The organism is Flavobacterium sp. (assembly GCF_035456225.1).
Classification (GTDB): Bacteria; Bacteroidota; Bacteroidia; order Flavobacteriales; family Flavobacteriaceae; genus Flavobacterium.
Genome location: NZ_DATIDM010000010.1, coordinates 1 through 19,321 on the forward strand (window position 1 = coordinate 1; position 19,321 = coordinate 19,321).

A 19,321-nucleotide genomic window follows, 5' to 3' on the forward strand; every position below is an offset into this window, starting at 1 on the left:
AAAAGAAAGTAAAAAATAGAAGCAAAGTAGTTAAGGTAGTTTTCATCTTGTAAATAAATTTATTAAAGAAATATTCCAATTTTATCAGGATAAGAGGTATATGAAATGAGGTAATTGTTTACTGCCTCAAAATCTTCTCCATAGCCTTTCCTTTGGCCAATTCGTCAATCAATTTATCTAAATAACGGATTTTTTGCATGAGTTTGTCTTCTATGTCTTCCACACGATAACCGCAAATTACTCCTGTTATCTTTGAGGCATTTGGGTTGATTTGAGGTGCCTGATTGAAGAAATCTTCAAAATTGGTTTTATTCTCCAGAATTTGTTGCAGATTTTGCTCGTTATAACCTGTCAGCCATAAGATAATTTCGTGTACTTCTTCTTTTGTACGGCCTTTTTTCTCTGCTTTATTGATATAATGTGGATAGACGCCCGCGAACGACATTTTAAAAACTCTTGTATTGTCCATTTAGTTATTTTGTTTTTACAGTTATTTTTGAGAAACTCTTATTGTTATTTATTGTTTGAATTTTAAGAAAAGTTTGAAATGTATTGAAATTATTTAAGATGCCACCTTTTCAATTGAGGCATTATGTAATTTTGGTAATAAAGTCAGTGCTGCAATGGAACCGATTAATGCTAACAACATATCAGTCTGTGTGTCCCAAACATAGCCTTGAGTTCCAAGAAATGCTTCGGCAGATTCACCTGTCGTAATGGCAACAAACGCTTCTATTAATTCATAAAGTGCACTGATTGCCAAACAAATTGATATACAAATAAAAGTTAACCAATTTGTTTGTTGTATTACCTGTTTCCTGATTAAAAGTTCTCTTGCGATAATGGCGGGAACAAAACCCTGAACGAAATGACCTATCTTGTCATAATTATTTCTCGACTGGTGTAAAACCTCTTTAATTAAGTCAAACAAGGGGACTTGAGCATAGGTGTAATGTCCTCCGATAAATAATATGTAACAATGCATCACAATTAACGCAAGTAATAAATTGCTGAGAGGAAAAATTCTATCGGTAAATGCAATTATTATAATGGCAATAATAGCCGGAAATACCTCCAAAAACCAAGTGAAATAATCGTGCGGATTAATTCCTGAAATTAATAATCCCAGTAAAACCAATACAATGAATAGGTAGTATGACTTCCTGTGTCCTGATTTTATATGTTCCAATTTCACCAATTAATACGTTAAAATGTTTATTCGTCCGGAATTTCGGGTTCTACTAATTTTATCAGTTTTTCTAACGATTCCTGCCAGCCCAAATAGCACATTTCTGGCGGAATAACAGCAGGAATTCCTTCCTGGGTAATTTTTATTTCAGTTCCTACGGAAACTTTGTTAATCCAAACCGTGGTAATCATTTCGCCGGGTAGGTTAGGGTCATCAAATTGATCAGTATATTTAAGAAATTCATTAGGTTTAATCTCTATGTATTTTCCTCCGAACGAATGACTGTTGCCTGTAGAAAAATTGTGGAATGACATACGATAGGTTCCCCCAACCTGTACGGTCATTTCATGTACGGTACAAAGAAAACCATAAGGAGGAATCCAGGATGCCAGTGCATTCGCGTCTGTAAATGCACGAAAGACTTTTTCAGGAGAGGCTTTGATAACTCTGTGAAGTGAAACGCTGTTACTTGACATAAATGTATTATTTAAAATTTTACCCATCTGGCTTTTGGGTTTTGCCCGTTTTTTAAGTGGTTACTGCTCCACCGAAGGTAATAAATTTTGCAATTTTGAAATATATAAAAATTGGGTTATTCTTTAAAGGCGTAGTAAGCTACAGTTGTCGTTCGGTTTCGCATTTGTAGTGGAGTTGCGTCAATCCTTTTTCAAAATGCTTAACAGAAACCAGTTTCAATATTTGTTCGGGGCGATCGTCTTTGAAAAGTCTCGTTCCGTTGCCGACTAAAATCGGAATAATGGAGATAATAAACTCGTCAATTAGATTTTCTTTTAATAGTGCGTTTACAATTTCTGCACCGCCATCAATAAAAATATTTTTTCCCGGTTCGTTTTTTAGTTTTGAAACAAGAAACTTAAGTGAACCGTTGTAAAAATTTGTTTTGCCGATATTTGGTTTTTCACTCCGGGTTATGACAAACGTGTTTTTGTCGGCATGAATGAACTCCGGAACCTTTGCCATTACCCAATCGTAAGTCCTTCTTCCGATAATTACGGTGTCGGTTGATTTTATAAAATCCGCATAACCGTAATCTTCTCCATCTTGCTCAACTATTGATAAAAAGCTCAAATCGTCATTTGGCTTTGCTATGTAACCGTCTAAACTTGTTGCTATATATAGAATTACTTTCCTGTCGGTGGCCATTTTGTGATGTAAGCAGCTTTTATAGTTGTGTCGTTAAACGAAGCGTATATTAAATTAAAATTCTGTCATTTAATCTTCTGACTGAAAAAATATCGTAAGCTAATCTGGATTTTGGTGGCAGATGCTGTCCAGCCATCTTTATAATTTTCACGTTCAATCCATTGAAGTTCAATGCCGGAAGTTAAATTCGGTAAGGGCTTATATAAAAAATTGGTACTGGCATACCGGCCAAGACGAAAGGCATCCGGACTTTGACCGTTGGAATTATCGATTTCCACAGCTGAATAACCGATTACGCTGCTGCACTTTTCATTCCATTGGTGGTTTAGATAGGCCGTGTATCCAAAAACAGGTAATGTTACTCCTTTAATAGGGGCATTTGCATTTCCAAAATCATTTTGGATTCCGATATCGGTAGGGGCATCGTTCATATAATTCTGGATTCCTTCTCCGAAAATTGTCTGCCCGATAAACAGGTCTTTTTCACCCAATTTAAGATTGGTACTCAAATTAAATCCCCATCCGACAGCTTTTCCGCTTAAGTCGAAAGGTTCGTTGCCTTGGTCTACCCATTCAATTTTACGGACAATACCGGCTATTTCTGCATATCCCCAGTCTCGGGTAACACGAAATTCGGCCGAAAGGTCGGGCAGATTAAATTTAGGACTGACATCAGTGATTTCAATCCTGTCGCGATAGATGCCCCAGTCATTACTTGCTCCTGGACGCTCAAGCGCAATAGCCAGCCTGTTCCGGCCGTTAAGAGGGATATAGCGTAATTGGGGATTTTTAGCTAGCGACATTCCTGTGGGGCCCCAATATTCAACAATATTCGGAAATCCGTCAAAATCGCAAAACAGACTCCAGTTGTGGCCAAAACCAATCTTGCCTAATTCTGCATAAGCATAAAGCAAGTGAAATGTTGTTTGCCCGGCATCGACTCCAACGCCAAACAGGTCAAATGCAAAACGTACTGTTAAGGGACCATATTTGGTAGGTGTTGACGTGTTGAATCCGAGCATCGACTGTCGAACTCCAAAGAAAACATTCCCATCAGTGCCATATTGATTTTTATATGCCGGGAGTTGTGTCGGGCGCATGACATCAAAGTAATCGGGATTGATTTGGTTAAAGTTATAGCCCGCATCGGTCATTATCTGACCGTTAATAATAATAGAAGATTGCTCATCCTGTTGTGCCAAAAGGCTAAAATAAGCCAGGCACATGGCCAATGTTAAGTAGAACTTTTTCATAAGCAGGGAGGCGATGCCTGTGTGTTTTAATATTCAAAATTCGAATAATTGTTTAATCTTTTGATAGTCAGGAGGAAATCGTATTTCTCAATGACATGGATACATTAAAAACAGGGGCCTCCGAAAGTGTAAAACTTGCTTACTTTCGTTACTATAAAATTAAGAAAAATATTTATAAAATCCTGATTTTTATTGAATTACGTTTTTTTGAGAAAGACGAGCACGGTTATTTTCTTTTTTTACTCGTCTTCGCAGACGCAGTAGCATTCAAACAAAGCTGATGTTTTAGGCTAATTCTTTTGGGTTTTTTTGCCCATTTTCAGTTGTAAACATAAATGTCCTTGGTCTTTCAATAAATCCTAATATGGAATTATAATATCCTATTTTTTTATCCATATGAGTTCTTCAACACATTTTCAGAGGAAGTATTGGTTACTGTTTTTGAAGTGGATTTTTGATTTAAAATAGTTTTCAGGTTTTAAAATGTTTTCAATTCACAAAAAACATTAGTTAATTTTATTTTGAAACTATTCTTTAATTGGTATGTTTTAAATGTATTGATTATTAGTTAATTAACTAGTTAAAAAAAATAATTCCGAAAGGGAAAGGTAGATTAAATCGTAACTTTACATACCTCAAATTTTTCCTAATTGTTCAATTCTTAAAGATTAACGTTATGAGAAAAATTATCTTTTTAATTAGTTTTCTTGCCTCAATAATTGGTTTTGCTCAAGACGGTTCTTTGGATATGAGTTTTAATGTTCAGGAGCCGATTAGCCCGGAAACACTCCTCAAAGTTCAGCCAGACGGTAAAATAATATTAGTGGAAAGATTCAATGGAAGTGATGGTTCAGTTGTGTCCACTAAAATAAGTCGTTTATATCCCGATGGTTCTTTAGATCAGACTTTCTTTCAGGGAGTTGGAATTACTATTATGCCAAAAGTTACTTCTTTAGCAATGCAGTCAGACGGTAAGATTTTAATTGCGGGTAATTTTTCTAAAATTGAGAATACTATAGTAGGAAATTTAGCTCGCTTAAACCAAGACGGTAGTATAGATGAAAGTTTTGCAAAAGTGGTTCTTACCGGAATTGAAACCATTGCCGTTCAGCCTGATGATAAAATTCTGATTGGTGGAAATTTCGAGAAAGGAGTTGCAAGGTTATATTCCAACGGATTTTTAGATCCTTTTTTTAATTCACCGATTACTATTAAGAATGAAAATGAAGGGGAATCGGTGTCAAATATTGTTCTGCTTCCACCGGACAACAAAGTTTTGGCTGTTGGTCATGTTTTTATTAACGACGAGGAAAGAAGAATCTTTTATTTAAATTCAGATGGAGGATTAGATGTAAGTTTCAATGAACCTTCAAATATTGATTGGACCCAAGGTGATTCATACAGTCCAAAATTTTTAGCTCGTGAAAAAAGCGATTATATCCTGATAGGATGGCCATTTAATGTTTTTACGAATCCAGAGGAAATCGTGGGCTTTAATTTTATTCGGTTAGATCCACAAGGAACTATAACCAATATGTTTCATCCAGTACCTTTTACAAACAATTGCGTTTTTGGTGTTTTTCCGTCAGCCTTACAAGATGATGGAAAGATAATAATGACCGGTAATGATTGTATAGATTATTATGGAACCGAATTTCGCGGAATCTTGAGGTTAAATAACGATGGTTCGCTTGATGAATCATTCAATCCGGGAAATGGTACAAATGGATTAATAACCAATGTTGCCATTCAGCCTGATGGTAAAATCATAATCGTCGGATATTTTAACGAATATGACGGAGTGCAAGTTCCAAACATTATACGTCTAACCGGTGAAACACTTTCAATCGGAGAATTTGGCAGTACAGGTTTAAACACATATCCGAATCCGGTTGCGGATTATTTATATCTTCAATATCCGGAAGGTATGAGTGATGTGGATATAGATGAACTTGAAATTTATGATGTAACCATGAAGAAAATCGATTTCGATGGTCTGAATAAGGACGTAATCGATGTAAGCGGTTTTTCGGATGGTGTCTATTTGCTTAAGATAAAAGCATTTGAATCTGTTTATACATCTAAATTTGTAAAACATTAAAAAATAAAAATGAGTTTCATTTGAAACTCATTTTTATAGTCGTGTATAATCTTAATTATATTTTAAAACTCATTTATCGGTTTCAATCATGAGTCAAAACAATAACTGTCATTCCGGCGAATAGGGAATAAGCAAGTGTTATGATTATTCAGTTCCTTTTACGTCGGCATGACAGTAATATAAGGTGAAATTTAATAATTGACCTAATGGTTGGAATTAATATTTTCCGCTTAATAATTCACCGCCAATAGCAGCTTTAGCTTCAATACCTAATTTCTTCATCATTTCATAAGTCGTACAAACTGCAGCAGAAATCACAGGAATTCCTACTTCCTTCTGAATTTGGTTAATTGCTTCCAAAGAAGGCATTTGCACACAGGCTGATGCTACTAAAACATCTACTCCGGTTAAATCCAGTCTTTTGTAGATTTCCAATAAATTCATCGGATCTTGAGCAGCCACTTCCAAATTATCCGGGATTTCCAAAGCAATGGAATCCACTACTTCAAAACCTTGGTGTTCGATGTAATCTACGACCAAGTCGGTAAGCGGACGCATATACGGAGTAATAACAGATACTTTTTTAGCACCTAATACTTTCAAACCATTAATCAAGGCTCCAGCCGAAGTTACAATCGGAGTAGGGAAGTCGTTAGCTATGGTTTCCTGGTGTAAGTTTACTTCAGAAACACAGTGATAACCACGTCCCATGCTCATAATAGCTACCAAGCAGGCATAACCCATTACGTCTACATGCGCGTCTGATAATTCTTGAGCACATTTTAAGCTCATGGCATCCATCGCTTCCAATTCTTCCTTGGTTACTTTTTTCATTCTCATTCTGCTGGAATGGAAAGTAAAACGCTCCGGTAAAATAGTTTCACGCGAACGGAAAATCGCTGGTATTTCTGTTTCCATCGTTACATTCGACGATGGCACTATTTGTCCAATTCTAAACTTTTTCATTTCTTATTTTTGTTACGCAAAGATTCGCAAAGTTAAAGAAGTCACACAAAGATTTATTATCTTTTGTGTATCTCCATGTTTTCTTTGTGAGGTCTGCGAAATAATTTTTAAATCTCTTTAATCGTATTAACAATCGTTCCGATGCCTTCCACGGTAGCTTCCACCACGTCACCGTTCCACATCCATTCTTGAGGATTTCTTCCTGCTCCAACACCGGCCGGAGTACCTGTGGCAATTATGTCACCTGGTTCAAGCGTGAAAACGGTACTCAAGTCGTTAATCAAATCGTTGATATTGAATAACATGAATTTTGTATTGGAATTTTGCTTTTCAACACCATTTAGTTTTAAAGATAAATTCAGGTTGTGTGGGTTTTCGATTTCGTCTTTGGTTACTAAAACAGGTCCCATTGGTGCGAACGTATCCTGACCTTTAGAAACAATCCACTGTCCTGAACGACGGCAATCTCTGGCAGAAATATCGTTAATTACCGTATAACCGAAAACATAATCCATTGCATTCTCTTTGGGAATATATTTTCCGCCTTTACCCATAATTACAGCCAATTCTACTTCCCAGTCCAATTGCTGTGTAAGTTTTGGGTTGTGTAAAATTTCAGTGTTAGTCGCAGTTACCGTTGTTGGAGGTTTTGAGAAAATTACCGGCTGTTGTGGTAATTCATTCGAAGTGTCCAATGTACGCGCACTTTCAGCAACGTGTTCCGTATAGTTTAATCCGATTCCGATGATGTTTTTTCTCGGTTTTTCAATAGGCGCTAAAATTGTTACATTATTCATCGGGAAAGAAATCATTTCAAAATCAATGTCTCTTGTATTTTCAATCATTTCATTGATTTCAGCAATTACTTCAAATCCCATATCTATTAAGTCCAACATGTCGTCAGGAAGCGGGAAGTTATGAATTCCTCCAAAATCCTCCATGTCCACAACGCGGTTATTATGAATAAAACCTAATCTTGATCCTGAATCGTTTATTTTATAAGTAAGTAGTTTCATTTTTTTTAAGTTGCTGAGTTACAAAGTAGCCGAGTCGCTAAGTTTTCACTCTATTGTCTATATTCTATTTTCTTTGTTCTTGCTTCTTGTCTCTTGTCTCTCGACTCTCGACTTTTGCTTCTAAACTAAAGTCTGATGACCATTATTTTCGGTATATTCTCTATCCTGATACAATCCCAATGATTCAATTACCGGTAAATCGTTGAAAGAGAATAAGCAGGCGTCTTCCGTTTCCGATAAATTCACATGTTCATGCCAAGCCCATGAAGGTACGCAGAAAATATCTCTTTCTTTCCAGTCAAAACGCTTACCGTTAATGATAGTGTAACCGTGACCTTTAGCACACTGATATACAAACGAACCCGTATGTTTGTGCGCTTTTCCTTTGAAACCTGCCGGTAATAATTGCATCGAAGCTCCCATGGTTTGCATTACATGTCCTCCTGTTAATGGGTTGGAATACTGCATGATAATACCGTCAAAAGGAGAACCTTCGTTTACTTTGGCAACTTCCAATAAAGCCGGATAAACATTTTTCCATGAATATTTAAACAATGGCGAATAAGGCTTGTTCCATTCTTTGTCTGCCGGAATCAATCCCGTTCCACCATAAGTCATTGGAGAGTGGTTGATAGGCGAAACCAAAGGCTGCTTACCATCGTAAACCGCATAATCATTAGCTTCCAAGGCATTCACCAACGGAATGTCCAAACCATCCTGCCAAATACAAGTTTGCCCATCCGCTTCTACACCGTGCTCGTGCCAGGCTGAATTTGGCGTAATCACGAAATCGTTGACTTCCAGCATGATTTTATTGCCGTCCACTACAGTATAACCTTTACTTCCTTCCATGATAAAACGTAGTGCAGAGGCTCTGTGACGGTGCGCAGAAGTACTCTCGCCCGGACGTGTAACCTGAATTCCGGTATATAACCATCCCACGGCAGCACTCACGTCTTTGCGTTTGTCGTTTACCAAATAAACCACACGACGGCCTGCCTGTTCCGGCGTAACCAATTCTGATGATTTTAGAACCAACGAACGCAAATCTTCATATTTCCATAACATTGGAACAGAAGAAGATCGCGGCTCCCAAGGTTCGATATCGTTGGCTACTGTCCATAAGGCACCTGCGCCAAGGTCTTCCAATTCTTTATAATAAGCAATTAGTTCCGGAGAGTCCTGAACTCGAGCGCGGCCTATTACGTCATCTGAAAATTTATCTTCCATAATTTTTTTATTTTTTTAAGCGAATGGTTTTGGCTTTTTTGCCATCCTTTTTCCTGCTATCCGCACTACAAGGTAGTTGCTCCTATCAGGGCTAGGGAAGGAAACTATTCGCTTTCTTGTTATCTGTAAATATCTTCTCTCCGAGATTTACTAATCAGTAAAAATCCGTAAAATCTGTGTTATCTGTGTTATCTGTGTTCTATTACTTTAGAATCGATGAGTCTCTTTTAATCTATCTTTTAAAAAACTCCTCCTGATCGTTAATAAATGTGATTTTTCGTGTCGGAGCCACATTTACACGCAAATCGAAAATGTCAAATCGGTTGTAATGTCCGAGAATGTCGTGCATTTGCTTCGGTTGAATGCATTTCTGAAGATCAATTTCAGCATAAGCGATTCCTTCTTCATCAATTAACGGTTCGCCGATTACAGCACCATTCGGACCAACAAATCCGGAGAAAGCCGAATTTTTACGCGTCAGCAATTCATCTACATTCGGAACATCATCACGCAACGCATCCATAATTTCCTGTGAAATCGTAGAACACGAAACGATAGTAAATAGTTTGCCTTCGAAAGAATGCGCTGCCGCACGAATCTTAATTGCTTCGGCCATGTTGTAGTCAGGTGGAGCAACGGGCAATGAAATATAGTTTGCAATGTGAATCAATTCGCCTTGCGATAAAAGCGTAAAACGTGCCAATGTATTGGTGTTTTCGCCACAAGCCAATGTTCCGATCGGACCAATTTCTGTATCATAAACTTTCAAAGATGAACCGTCTCCAGCTGTCCAGGTTAGTTTTTCAGCCCAGGTTGGAACTAATTTTCTGTGTTTTCCGATAAGGTTTCCGTTGTTGTCGATGATTAAATTGGTGTTGTAAATCTCGCCGAAGCTTTTGCCTCGCTCATTAATCCCGATTACAATATGGATGTTGTTGTCTTTGGCCGCCTGGTATAATGGCTGCATCGCATCGTCTTCAACGGCAACCGAATTTTTATACAGTTCTTCGTACCATTTGCTGCCCTGAACCGGAGTCATGATCCAGTTCCAATACGGGTATCCGGCCACAAATACTTCCGGAAAAGCAACAAGTTTGGCACCGTTGGAAGCGGCTTCCTGAACGAAAGCAATGGCTTTGTCAATTGTTTTTTCAACGTTTAAAAAAACAGGTGACGTCTGAACGGTTGCGGCTTTGAATTTTGAAAAATCCATTCTCAATTATGAGTTATTAGTTATATATATGAGTTTTTAAAACTCGATTACGAATTTAGCTATTTTTTGCTTCATTTCTTCAGAGAAAGTCTCGGCTGAAATAGTGTGACGGTCTTCGGCTATTTTTACGTTCACCAAAGTCACTTCGCCTTCCAAGCAGGTTTTGCCGTTTTCATCTTCAAATTTAAATCCGCAGAGAAGGGAAGAATCCCCCATTTTCTTTACCCAAAGCTTTTTGGTTAAGGTTTCGCCTAAACGTGCGGCTTTTTTGAATTGTACTTTAAGATCGACAGTCGGAATCCCGTTCGTCTCGTGCATTTTGGAAAAAGGTCGGCCTAATTCTTCTTCAAACCAGTCTTCTACGATGCCGTTAAGCATTTCTAAAAATCTTGGATAGAATACAATTCCTGCATAATCGATGTGCTGGAAGCGAATTTTTTCTTGTTTTATATAAGGTTGATTCATAATCTGTTTTTGAACAACTGGATCACAAAAGTGACGCAGTCTAATTTATGATTTTAGTTTAAAACGTTGAATTTTACCGGTTTCTGTTTTAGGCAAAACATCAATGAAGTTGATAACCCTTGGATATTTATAAGGAGCTGCTACTTCCTTGAACCAGTGTTGTATATGGTTCTTCATTGATTCTGTTTCTTTAGCTTGATCTTTCAGAACAATATTGGCACAAACCAACATTCCGCGCTCTTCATCAGGTAAGCCTACAACAGCACATTCCAGAATTTCTTCGTGTGTCAAAAGTACGCTTTCTACTTCAATGGCGGCGATGTTATATCCGGAAGAAATGATCATATCATCGCCTCGGGCCACAAACCAAAAATAACCGTTTTCGTCCTCACGGAAAACATCACCGGTAATATTCCAGTCATTTTCTACATACTCACGTTGTTTTTCTTCACGATTCAGGTATTTGCAACCTGTAATTCCGCGAACAGCCAAGCGACCCGGTTCGTTTTTAGGAAGTTCGTTTCCTTTTAAATCAACTATTTTGGCTTCGTATCCGGTTACCGGAATTCCTGTAGCGCCGGGTACCATGTTTTCTTCGTTGGAAGAAATGAAAATATGCAGCATTTCTGTAGCGCCGATTCCATCTATGATTTTCAGTCCGGTTTCATTATACCAGTCTTCCCAAACTTTTAAAGGTAATGTTTCTCCCGCCGATACACACTTGCGTAAGCTGGAAATGTCATATTCCTTAACTTTTGTCGTGATTACACGCCAAGCTGTAGGAGCTGTAAAGCAGACTGATACTTTGTGGTTTTGTATTGCTTCCAAAAGCAAATCCGGAGTTGGTTTTTCGATTAAGAATGTTGAAGCGCCATAATACAGAGGGAATAAAACTAATCCTCCTAAACCGAAGGTAAATCCTAATGGCGGACTTCCGGCAAAAACATCATCTTTGGTTGGCTGAAGTGAAAAAGCAGGGAAGGCTTCGCAAATATTCAAAATATCCTTATGGCAGTGTGCGGTCATTTTCGGCAAACCGGTCGTTCCGGATGTAAAGCCTATTAACGCAATGCTGTCGGATTTTGAATGGTAATTATCAAAAGTTTTTGGTTTACCCTGCATTAGGGTTTCCAAATCGGAATTGTTGTAATAACTGATTTTCTTTAAGAAAGGGGAGGCAACCAGTTGCATTTCTTCAGCCAGTGAGCTTTCACAAAAAGCATGTGAGATTTCAGCGCAATCAACAATCGTTGTTAGTTCTTTTGAACGTAATAAAGGCATTGTTGCTACAACGATTCCTCCTGCTTTAAGAATAGCAAACCAGCAGGCTACCATCATTGGATTATTAGCAGAACGGATTAGAACACGGTTTCCGGATTTAAGACCTAAATCTTCAACCAAAACATGAGCAATCTGATTCGCTTTTTCAAATAGGTCGTTATACGTCCATTTTTCCGTAAAAGTCTGAATACAGACAGCGTCACCGTTACCGTTTCGGATATGAGAATCCAATAATCGGTCGACGCAGTTTAGCATTTCCGGTTGCTGGAATTGAGGTAACTCTAAAAAATTATATTCCGGTTGTAAATCCGGAGAAGGTAAACTATCGTGAGCGAAATTATCTTCGTAATGTCTCATTCGTAATTCGTAATTTCTAATTCTTAATTATTTTATGACTTTCCGGTTTCAATGCTTTTTTCATCCCTTCGGTTGTTTTTCGTTCCGAAGCTTTTAAAGGGTACAAATGGGATGTTCCGGCCATATATTGTTTCGGAATATCAGTCGGTTGGAAACCTTCGTAGGCCTGTGCATTTCGAACAAAATTAGGATCAATCAATAAAGGTCGGCCAAGAGAAACCAAATCAGCTCTACCGTTTAGTATAATAGTATTGATCTGATCGATATCCTGAATATAACCTGCTGTCATTGTTGGAATGTGAGCGCTGTTTCGGACCATATCAGAGAAAGGTGTTTGCCACATTCTGCCTGTTTGCGGTTTTTGTTCGGCTACAGTGTTTCCTGTAGAAACACTGATGATGTCTGCTCCGGCATTTTTGAATGCTTCGGCAATAGTGATGACATCTTCATCTGAAATTCCGTTTTCTACCCAATCTGTGGCAGAAATCCTCACCGACATCGGTTTGTCTTGTGAAAATACGTTTCTCATTTCTGTAAAAACACGAATAGGGAATTTCAGTCTGTTTTCGATGGAGCCACCAAACTCATCAGTTCGGATATTGGTTAGAGGGGAAAGGAATGAAGCCAATAAGAATCCGTGATGTGCTTGTAACTCGATTATATCAAATCCGGCCTCATCAGCATTTTTAGTTGCTTGAACAAATTGAGAAACAACGGTGTCCATGTCGGCTAAAGTCATTTTTCTCGGAGTAGCCATTCCTTCCTTGAACGGAATCGGTGATGCCGAAAGCAATTCCCACGGCTGATCTAAAGTTTTTCCGCCTTCCCATGGTTTTGTCATTCCTCCTTTTCTTCCGGAATGTCCTAACTGAATACCGATTTTTGTCAGTGTGTTTTTATGAATAAAATCAGTTATTTTTTTCCAGCTAACTACTTGTTCTTTAGTATAAAGTCCGGCGCATCCTAAAGTGATTCTTCCGGTTTCGGAAACGGCTGTCATTTCGGCCATAATCAATCCAAGTCCGCCTAATGCACGTGTAGTGTAATGCGAAAAATGCCAATCGTTTACCACGCCGTTTTCCGCAGAATACTGTCCCATTGGTGACATTACGATCCTGTTTTGCAACGTCATTTTACGAAGTGTAAAAGGAGTAAAGGCTGCAGGAGTCTTTTTATTTTCAGTTTTGTTGATCGTATTAAATTCGGTTAAAACCTTTTCTGTAAAAGATGCGTCACGCAACTGAAGGTTTTCATATGTTACTTTTTTAGCGCGGGTCATCACACCAAAAGCAAACTGATAAAAAGGATGCTGCATGTGTCGGTCCATATGTTCAAACCAATCCAACGAAACTTTCGCGGCATATTGAATCATTTCAACTCTGTTTCTTCTGGCTTTTTCGTAATCGGCAAACGCTGTTTGGATGTCATTCGGATTTGCAACAACCGCATCGGAAAGAGCAATGGCGCATTCCATAGCTAATTTTGTCCCGGAACCAATAGAGTAGTGGGCTGTAGCTTTGGAATCTCCCAATAGAACTATATTATTATGATACCAATTTTCGTTGGTTACATGCGGGAATTGACGCCAATGTGACTTATTAGTGATTAGCGGATGACCGTCAAGTTCTTCTTTGAAAAGCTCTGTTAATTTCGCTACTGTATCGGTTTCATTTTCCACTTCAAATCCGGCTTTATTCCAGGTTTCATCGGAACATTCGAAAATCCACGTGCTCATTCCTGCCTCATATTGGTAGGTGTGTGCTGCGATTGTTCCGTACGGAGTTGTTCTGAAGAAATAGGTAAATGCATCTAACGGTTTTGTGGATCCCAGCCAAACGAAACGGTTTTTCTGTAATTCTACTTTGGTTCCGAATTCAGTTGCAAATTCTGTACGGATAGCGCTACCGATTCCGTCGCTTGCCAGAATAATGTCGCTGTCCTTGAATTGTGAAAGATCATCCACATTTTGTTCGAAGTGAAGATTTACGCCTTCCTCGCGACAACGTTGTTGTAATAACTGAAGCAATGTTTTACGGGAACAACCGCAAAAACCATTTCCTGAAGCGTTTACGGTTTCTCCGTTTCTGGCTACGATAATGTCATCCCAATAGGCGAATTTACTTCGGATAAGTTCGTAAGATTGTGTGTCGCGCATTAAGAACTCGCCTAATGTTTCATCGGAAAAAACGACTCCGAAACCAAAACTGTCATCGGCTTTATTGCGTTCGTATACATTAATTTCGCAATGAGGCATTGCTTTTTTTGTAAGGATAGAAAAGTAAAGTCCGCCCGGACCGCCACCTATAACTGTTATTTTCATATTGTAATTTAACGCGACCAAAATGATTTATGCCACGGTTTTATTTGTTTTATTTTCTTTAAATTGAATCGGCGTAAAAACCGAGTTTATTTCTTCATGAAGGTAAAAGCACCTTTTCTCAAATTGATTCCGTATTCCAGATAAGCTTTCAAACAGGCCAGGAAATTAGACCAACCGAAGGAATTTCCGGACAACCATTGCAGGCCGGCTTCATCATTGTTCATGCTTTTTTCGGAAATAGAAACCAGTGTTGTATTGTTTTCTCTTTCTGTTAGAGTCATTTCTACCAATAATTCAGCTCCACTGTTTTCCCAATAATACGAAACGTATTTGTTTTGCTCAATTCTACCAACACGAACCGGGCATTCGAAATCAAATTCGGGAAATTTCCAGATTAGTTTTTTGCCTTCTTCCATCATTCCGGTACTTTGGGAGATGAAGTAATTGGTCATTTTTTCCGGATTTACGATAGCTTCAAAAACTTCGTTAACCGGTTTGCCTACTTGCATGGCCACGTTGATTTCTAATTTTTCTGGTGTCATCAGTTTATGCTCTTTTGATTGAAAAAATTTCTCCTAATTTAGAATAATTGGATCCGGCAAGACGCGCCACCGGTTTATACGTTTCCATGTTGATTTTGAAATCGTCAAGCAAAACACTTTCATCTATGTGAAACATTACGACACGACCTACGATTATTGTTGCTCCACCGTGCTTGTTGTCTTCTAAAGTGTAATGATGCACCAAGTCACATTCCATGTTTATCGGACTTTCTTTTACTCTCGGTGCTTTCACTTTTAATGATGGAGCAGGGGTAACGCCGGCCAGTTCGAATTCGCTAATATGTGATTCTACTGATTGTGAGGTTATATTCATCTGCTCCACGATTTCTTCCACAACCATATTTACTACAAATTGTTTTGTAGCCAAAATATTATTCAAAGTATCTTTGTTGGAATTATTCGGACGGACCGTTGAAAATATCACGTGTGGCGGATCTTCACCTACGGCATTAAAGAAAGAAAATGGAGCTAAATTTAAAATTCCGTCTTCGCTTATGCTTGAAATCCAGCCAATTGGCCTCGGAATCACAGCTCCGGTCAATAATTTATAAGTTGCCTTCTGGTCAATTATTTCAGGGTCAAAGTGCATAGTGTTGTTATAAGCTACAAATAAAAGAAAAAATAGTTATCAAAATTTAAGGAATTTGTGGTAAAAAATGAGTTTTTGTCATATCGGGAGTATTTTAAATAAAGCTATAGTATTGTTTTTCAGAGTGTAAAAAGAAGAATGTGAATTTGTATATCAATAAAAAAATTAAAGATCTTTTAAGGATAATGTAAATTTTATCTATAATTTTTACGATATCCGTTTTCAAATTGTTGCTAAATTACTATATTTATACAAAATTTATATACATGGAATTAGCAGCCTGTCCGAAATGCGGTAGTGAAAAAATAGTAAAAAGTGGTATTATAGCCAATAGACAAAGGTATTTGTGCAAGAAATGCAATTATTATTTTACGGTAAATAAGCTAGGAAAAAAAATAGATAATTACTATGTAACCAAAGCGTTGCAGTTGTATCTTGAAGGGTTGAGTTTTAGAGAAATAGAGCGGATTATAGGGGTTTCCCATGTTACCGTCAGTAATTGGATTAAAGAATTCAATGTTAAAAAACCTTCCCATGCCGATTACCATCCTACTTACAAGATTTTTAGCCATTTAGAGCTTGTGGAGTATTTGAAAAACAAGTCGCAGTTGTCTGGTGCCGGTATGATTATTACGGAACTTGGCGATAAATTTATGCTTATAAAATGGGAGCGTTTTAAAGATTAGCTATAGTAATTTACAATTATATATATATGATTAATGCTTTTTCGTATCGTTTTCTGAATATTGGACCAACAAACAGTCCTAAATCTAAAAAACATGAAACGAATTGTATTAACCGCTGCTGCGCTTATTATTTCTATTTGCGGAATGGCTCAAGGTTCCCAAGAATATGGAGGAGGCTTGAAAGTGAATATCAACGAAGACGGCACAAAGTATTTTCGATTAATCACCTGGGCTCAATTTTGGGCACAGCATAATCCTGATAAACCATTAGATGCAAATGGTAATGAGCAGGAAGATTTGACCTTTTCGATCCGCAGAGCAAGAATGTTGATTTATGCTCAATTAAACCAGAATTTTTTAATTGTGACACATTTTGGCTTGAACAGTCTTAATGCCGACAACATGAGTCCTACAGGAACAAACAATAATGCACAGTTGTTTTTACACGATGCCTATGTTCAGTATAATTTAAATAAAAATCACGCCTTGGGTGGTGGATTGCATTATTTCAACGGGATTTCTCGTTTGAACAACAGCAGTACTTTAAATATGCTGACACTTGACAATCACCGTCAAACTTGGGCGACTTTAGGTTTATCGGACCAATTTGGCAGAAGTATGGGGATTTTTGCCAAAGGAGCTTTCAATAAACTGCAATACCGTGTGGCTATCAATGACGCTTTAACAAATAATCTGGAGGTTGCTTCCGTTCCGGTTAACGGCGGCAATGCTGTTTATGCAGGGAAACGTTTATTAGGGTCCAAGGAAGCTGGAAAAACTTATGCCGGATATTTTGAATATAATTTTCTTGATAATGAAAGTAATTTTTTACCTTACAAAGTGGGAAGTTATTTGGGAAGCAAAAAAATATTTAATGTAGGAGCAGGATTTCACGTTCATCCGAAAGGTTCTGTGGTGGCTGATTTGGATGGCAATTTAAAAGGTGAAGATGTGAAAATATTCGGATTAGACGCTTTTTATGATGCGCCAATTGGAAAAAAAGGAGGTGCAATTACAGCTTACGGATTGTACCAGAGCAATGATTACGGAAAAAATTACACTTTCGGAACCACTTATGAAACCGGTTCTATGATTTACGGTCATGTAGGGTATCTGATTCCGATGAAAACCAAAACAAAACTGCAGCCATATATATTGTTCAGCGACAGACAAATTGACGCACTAAACGATAATGCGAGTCAGTATGGAATTGGCGGTAACTTGTTTTTCAGCGGTCACCATTCTAAATTGTCTTTAGAATACAGTAATTTAAAATATGCAAACAGTGATGCTGTAGGAACAGTAACGCTTCAGGCTATGATTTATCTGTAAGAAATAAACAAAACCAACAAATAAACAAAACCAAATAAAACTGTAAATTATGAGCAACAAATCTACAAAAGGCATATGGAAAGTAATTTCCGCCTCCTCAATGGGAACGATGATTGAGTGGTACGACTTCTATATCTTCGGAAGTTTAGCCGTTGTTTTATCGACTAAATTTTTCCCTTCCGACAACCCGACAGCAGCGTTTTTATCAACATTAGCAACATTTGCCGCTGGATTCGTGGTTCGTCCGTTCGGAGCATTATTCTTTGGCCGTTTGGGTGATTTAATCGGAAGAAAATACACTTTCATGGTAACACTAATGTTAATGGGTGGAGCTACTTTTGTTATTGGATGTATCCCAAGTTATGAAACCATCGGATTTATGGCTCCGGTTTTGGTTTTAGTCCTTCGATTGCTTCAGGGATTAGCTTTGGGTGGTGAATATGGCGGTGCGGCAACTTACGTGGCAGAACATGCTCCAAAACATCAAAAAGGATATTGGACGTCCTGGATTCAAACCACTGCGACTGTCGGATTGTTCATATCATTAGTGGTTATTTTGTTAACAAAATCAGTATTGTCCAAGGAAGCCTTTGATGAATGGGGCTGGCGTGTGCCGTTCTGGGTTTCGATCATAATGGTTTATGTTTCTTTCCTTATCCGAAAAAATATGCACGAATCGCCTGTATTCGCAAAAGCAAAATCGGAAGGAAAAACAAGTACAAACCCACTAAAAGAAAGTTTCGGAAATAAATATAACTTAAAATTCGTACTTTTAGCATTGTTTGGTGCCACAATGGGGCAGGGAGTGGTTTGGTATACGGGACAGTTTTATGCGATGAATTTTCTAAAAACAGTTCAAAGTATTGATTCTTCCCAAGTCGATACACTTTTAGGTATTGCTTTAATTTTAGGCACCCCGTTCTTTGTCGTTTTTGGATGGTTAAGTGATAAGATTGGCCGAAAAGCAATTATGATGGGAGGTATGTTATTGGCAATTATATGTTACAGACCTATTTATCGGGCAATGTATTCATCAACTGATTTAGCCTTTAAAACTGAAATTGTTGATCAGACAAAAGTCGTTCCTTCTGTGAAAGAATTGGATAGCGTAAAAAAAGATTCTGTTTTCACTACAACTAAAGCATATACTGACGGAACAAAAGTGGAGGAAATCAAAACCATTCATTTTGAAAACGGAAAAGTAATGCTGGACGATAAAGGGAAAGAGAAAATCGAAACAAAAATTACAAAAACAATCAGCAACAGCGATAAATGGTTCCTAATTTTAATGGTTTTCATTCAAGTGATTTTTGTTACGATGGTATACGGCCCGATTGCAGCTTTCCTTGTCGAAATGTTCCCTGTTAAAATCCGTTACACGTCGATGTCATTGCCGTATCATGTTGGAAACGGTATTTTCGGAGGACTGCTTCCGGCGATTTCAACTTATTTTGTAACCAATGCTAAAGAAGCGGGTAATGCAGAGTTTTATCTGGAAGGACTATGGTATCCTATTGGTATTACAGCAGTTTGTTTTATAATAGGTATGATTTACGTTGACAGAAAAAATAACACACTTCACGACTAACACAGAGA

Annotated in this window: 18 protein-coding genes; 4 read left to right on the forward strand and 14 right to left on the reverse strand. The window is 37.9% G+C overall.

From position 1 onward, the window contains the following. Positions 1 to 118: 118 nt before the first annotated feature. From VLB74_RS00455 to VLB74_RS00475, 5 genes are all read right to left on the reverse strand, one after another. Entirely contained in the window at positions 119 to 469 is a 351-nt protein-coding gene (locus VLB74_RS00455; protein WP_325201505.1) for a DUF2200 domain-containing protein, read from the reverse strand. 93 nt (positions 470 to 562) lie between these two features. Beyond that, positions 563 to 1,195 carry a DUF2238 domain-containing protein gene (locus VLB74_RS00460; RefSeq protein WP_325201506.1) on the reverse strand — a complete coding sequence of 211 codons (633 nt, stop codon included), beginning with the start codon at positions 1,193 to 1,195 and terminating at the stop codon, positions 563 to 565. Between the two features lie 20 nt (positions 1,196 to 1,215). Continuing rightward, the gene (locus tag VLB74_RS00465) at positions 1,216 to 1,665 is read right to left on the reverse strand and encodes an SRPBCC family protein (RefSeq protein ID WP_325201507.1); all 450 of its coding nucleotides are present in this window, start codon (positions 1,663 to 1,665) and stop codon (positions 1,216 to 1,218) included. Positions 1,666 to 1,804: 139 nt separating this feature from the next. Continuing rightward, positions 1,805 to 2,353: a dihydrofolate reductase family protein gene (locus VLB74_RS00470; protein ID WP_325201508.1), complete on the reverse strand. Its 549-nt coding sequence runs from the start codon at positions 2,351 to 2,353 to the stop codon at positions 1,805 to 1,807. A 65-nt stretch (positions 2,354 to 2,418) separates the two neighbouring features. After that, positions 2,419 to 3,606, reverse strand: a complete 1,188-nt coding sequence (locus VLB74_RS00475) for a DcaP family trimeric outer membrane transporter (RefSeq protein ID WP_325201509.1) — start codon at positions 3,604 to 3,606, stop codon at positions 2,419 to 2,421. A gap of 676 nt (positions 3,607 to 4,282) precedes the next feature. On the opposite strand from VLB74_RS00475, the gene VLB74_RS00480 reads away from it, so the two are divergent. Next, positions 4,283 to 5,707: a T9SS type A sorting domain-containing protein gene (locus tag VLB74_RS00480; RefSeq protein ID WP_325201510.1), complete on the forward strand. Its 1,425-nt coding sequence runs from the start codon at positions 4,283 to 4,285 to the stop codon at positions 5,705 to 5,707. Between the two features lie 216 nt (positions 5,708 to 5,923). Here VLB74_RS00480 and VLB74_RS00485 read toward each other — a convergent pair whose 3' ends face one another. From VLB74_RS00485 to VLB74_RS00525, 9 genes are all read right to left on the reverse strand, one after another. Then, positions 5,924 to 6,673, reverse strand: a complete 750-nt coding sequence (locus VLB74_RS00485; protein WP_325201511.1) for a maleate cis-trans isomerase family protein — start codon at positions 6,671 to 6,673, stop codon at positions 5,924 to 5,926. Between the two features lie 107 nt (positions 6,674 to 6,780). Continuing rightward, positions 6,781 to 7,689, reverse strand: a complete 909-nt coding sequence (locus VLB74_RS00490) for a fumarylacetoacetate hydrolase family protein (protein WP_325201512.1) — start codon at positions 7,687 to 7,689, stop codon at positions 6,781 to 6,783. Positions 7,690 to 7,809: 120 nt separating this feature from the next. Continuing rightward, a complete protein-coding gene (locus VLB74_RS00495) occupies positions 7,810 to 8,919 on the reverse strand; it encodes a cupin domain-containing protein (RefSeq protein ID WP_325201513.1) in 1,110 nt (369 codons plus the stop codon). A gap of 232 nt (positions 8,920 to 9,151) precedes the next feature. After that, complete coding sequence (locus VLB74_RS00500; protein ID WP_325201514.1) at positions 9,152 to 10,132, reverse strand: carbon-nitrogen hydrolase family protein; 981 nt, start codon at positions 10,130 to 10,132, stop codon at positions 9,152 to 9,154. Between the two features lie 36 nt (positions 10,133 to 10,168). Beyond that, positions 10,169 to 10,597 (reverse strand): acyl-CoA thioesterase, encoded by a 429-nt coding sequence (locus VLB74_RS00505; protein WP_325201515.1) that lies wholly within the window; start codon positions 10,595 to 10,597, stop codon positions 10,169 to 10,171. A gap of 45 nt (positions 10,598 to 10,642) precedes the next feature. Then, on the reverse strand, positions 10,643 to 12,235 hold the full coding sequence (locus VLB74_RS00510; protein ID WP_325201516.1) for an AMP-binding protein: 1,593 nt from the start codon (positions 12,233 to 12,235) through the stop codon (positions 10,643 to 10,645). Between the two features lie 16 nt (positions 12,236 to 12,251). After that, the gene (locus VLB74_RS00515) at positions 12,252 to 14,555 is read right to left on the reverse strand and encodes an oxidoreductase (RefSeq protein ID WP_325201517.1); all 2,304 of its coding nucleotides are present in this window, start codon (positions 14,553 to 14,555) and stop codon (positions 12,252 to 12,254) included. A gap of 86 nt (positions 14,556 to 14,641) precedes the next feature. Continuing rightward, the gene (locus VLB74_RS00520; protein WP_325201518.1) at positions 14,642 to 15,097 is read right to left on the reverse strand and encodes an SRPBCC domain-containing protein; all 456 of its coding nucleotides are present in this window, start codon (positions 15,095 to 15,097) and stop codon (positions 14,642 to 14,644) included. Positions 15,098 to 15,101: 4 nt separating this feature from the next. Continuing rightward, positions 15,102 to 15,707, reverse strand: a complete 606-nt coding sequence (locus VLB74_RS00525; RefSeq protein WP_325201519.1) for a flavin reductase family protein — start codon at positions 15,705 to 15,707, stop codon at positions 15,102 to 15,104. A 266-nt stretch (positions 15,708 to 15,973) separates the two neighbouring features. Here VLB74_RS00525 and VLB74_RS00530 point away from each other — a divergent pair, with 266 nt between their 5' ends. The 3 genes from VLB74_RS00530 (at position 15,974) to VLB74_RS00540 (ending at position 19,313) form a co-directional block, all read left to right on the forward strand. Beyond that, complete coding sequence (locus VLB74_RS00530; protein ID WP_325201520.1) at positions 15,974 to 16,393, forward strand: transposase-like zinc-binding domain-containing protein; 420 nt, start codon at positions 15,974 to 15,976, stop codon at positions 16,391 to 16,393. A 93-nt stretch (positions 16,394 to 16,486) separates the two neighbouring features. After that, positions 16,487 to 17,725: a hypothetical protein gene (locus VLB74_RS00535; protein ID WP_325201521.1), complete on the forward strand. Its 1,239-nt coding sequence runs from the start codon at positions 16,487 to 16,489 to the stop codon at positions 17,723 to 17,725. A 49-nt stretch (positions 17,726 to 17,774) separates the two neighbouring features. Next, the gene (locus tag VLB74_RS00540) at positions 17,775 to 19,313 is read left to right on the forward strand and encodes an MFS transporter (RefSeq protein ID WP_325201522.1); all 1,539 of its coding nucleotides are present in this window, start codon (positions 17,775 to 17,777) and stop codon (positions 19,311 to 19,313) included. Positions 19,314 to 19,321: the final 8 nt, after the last annotated feature.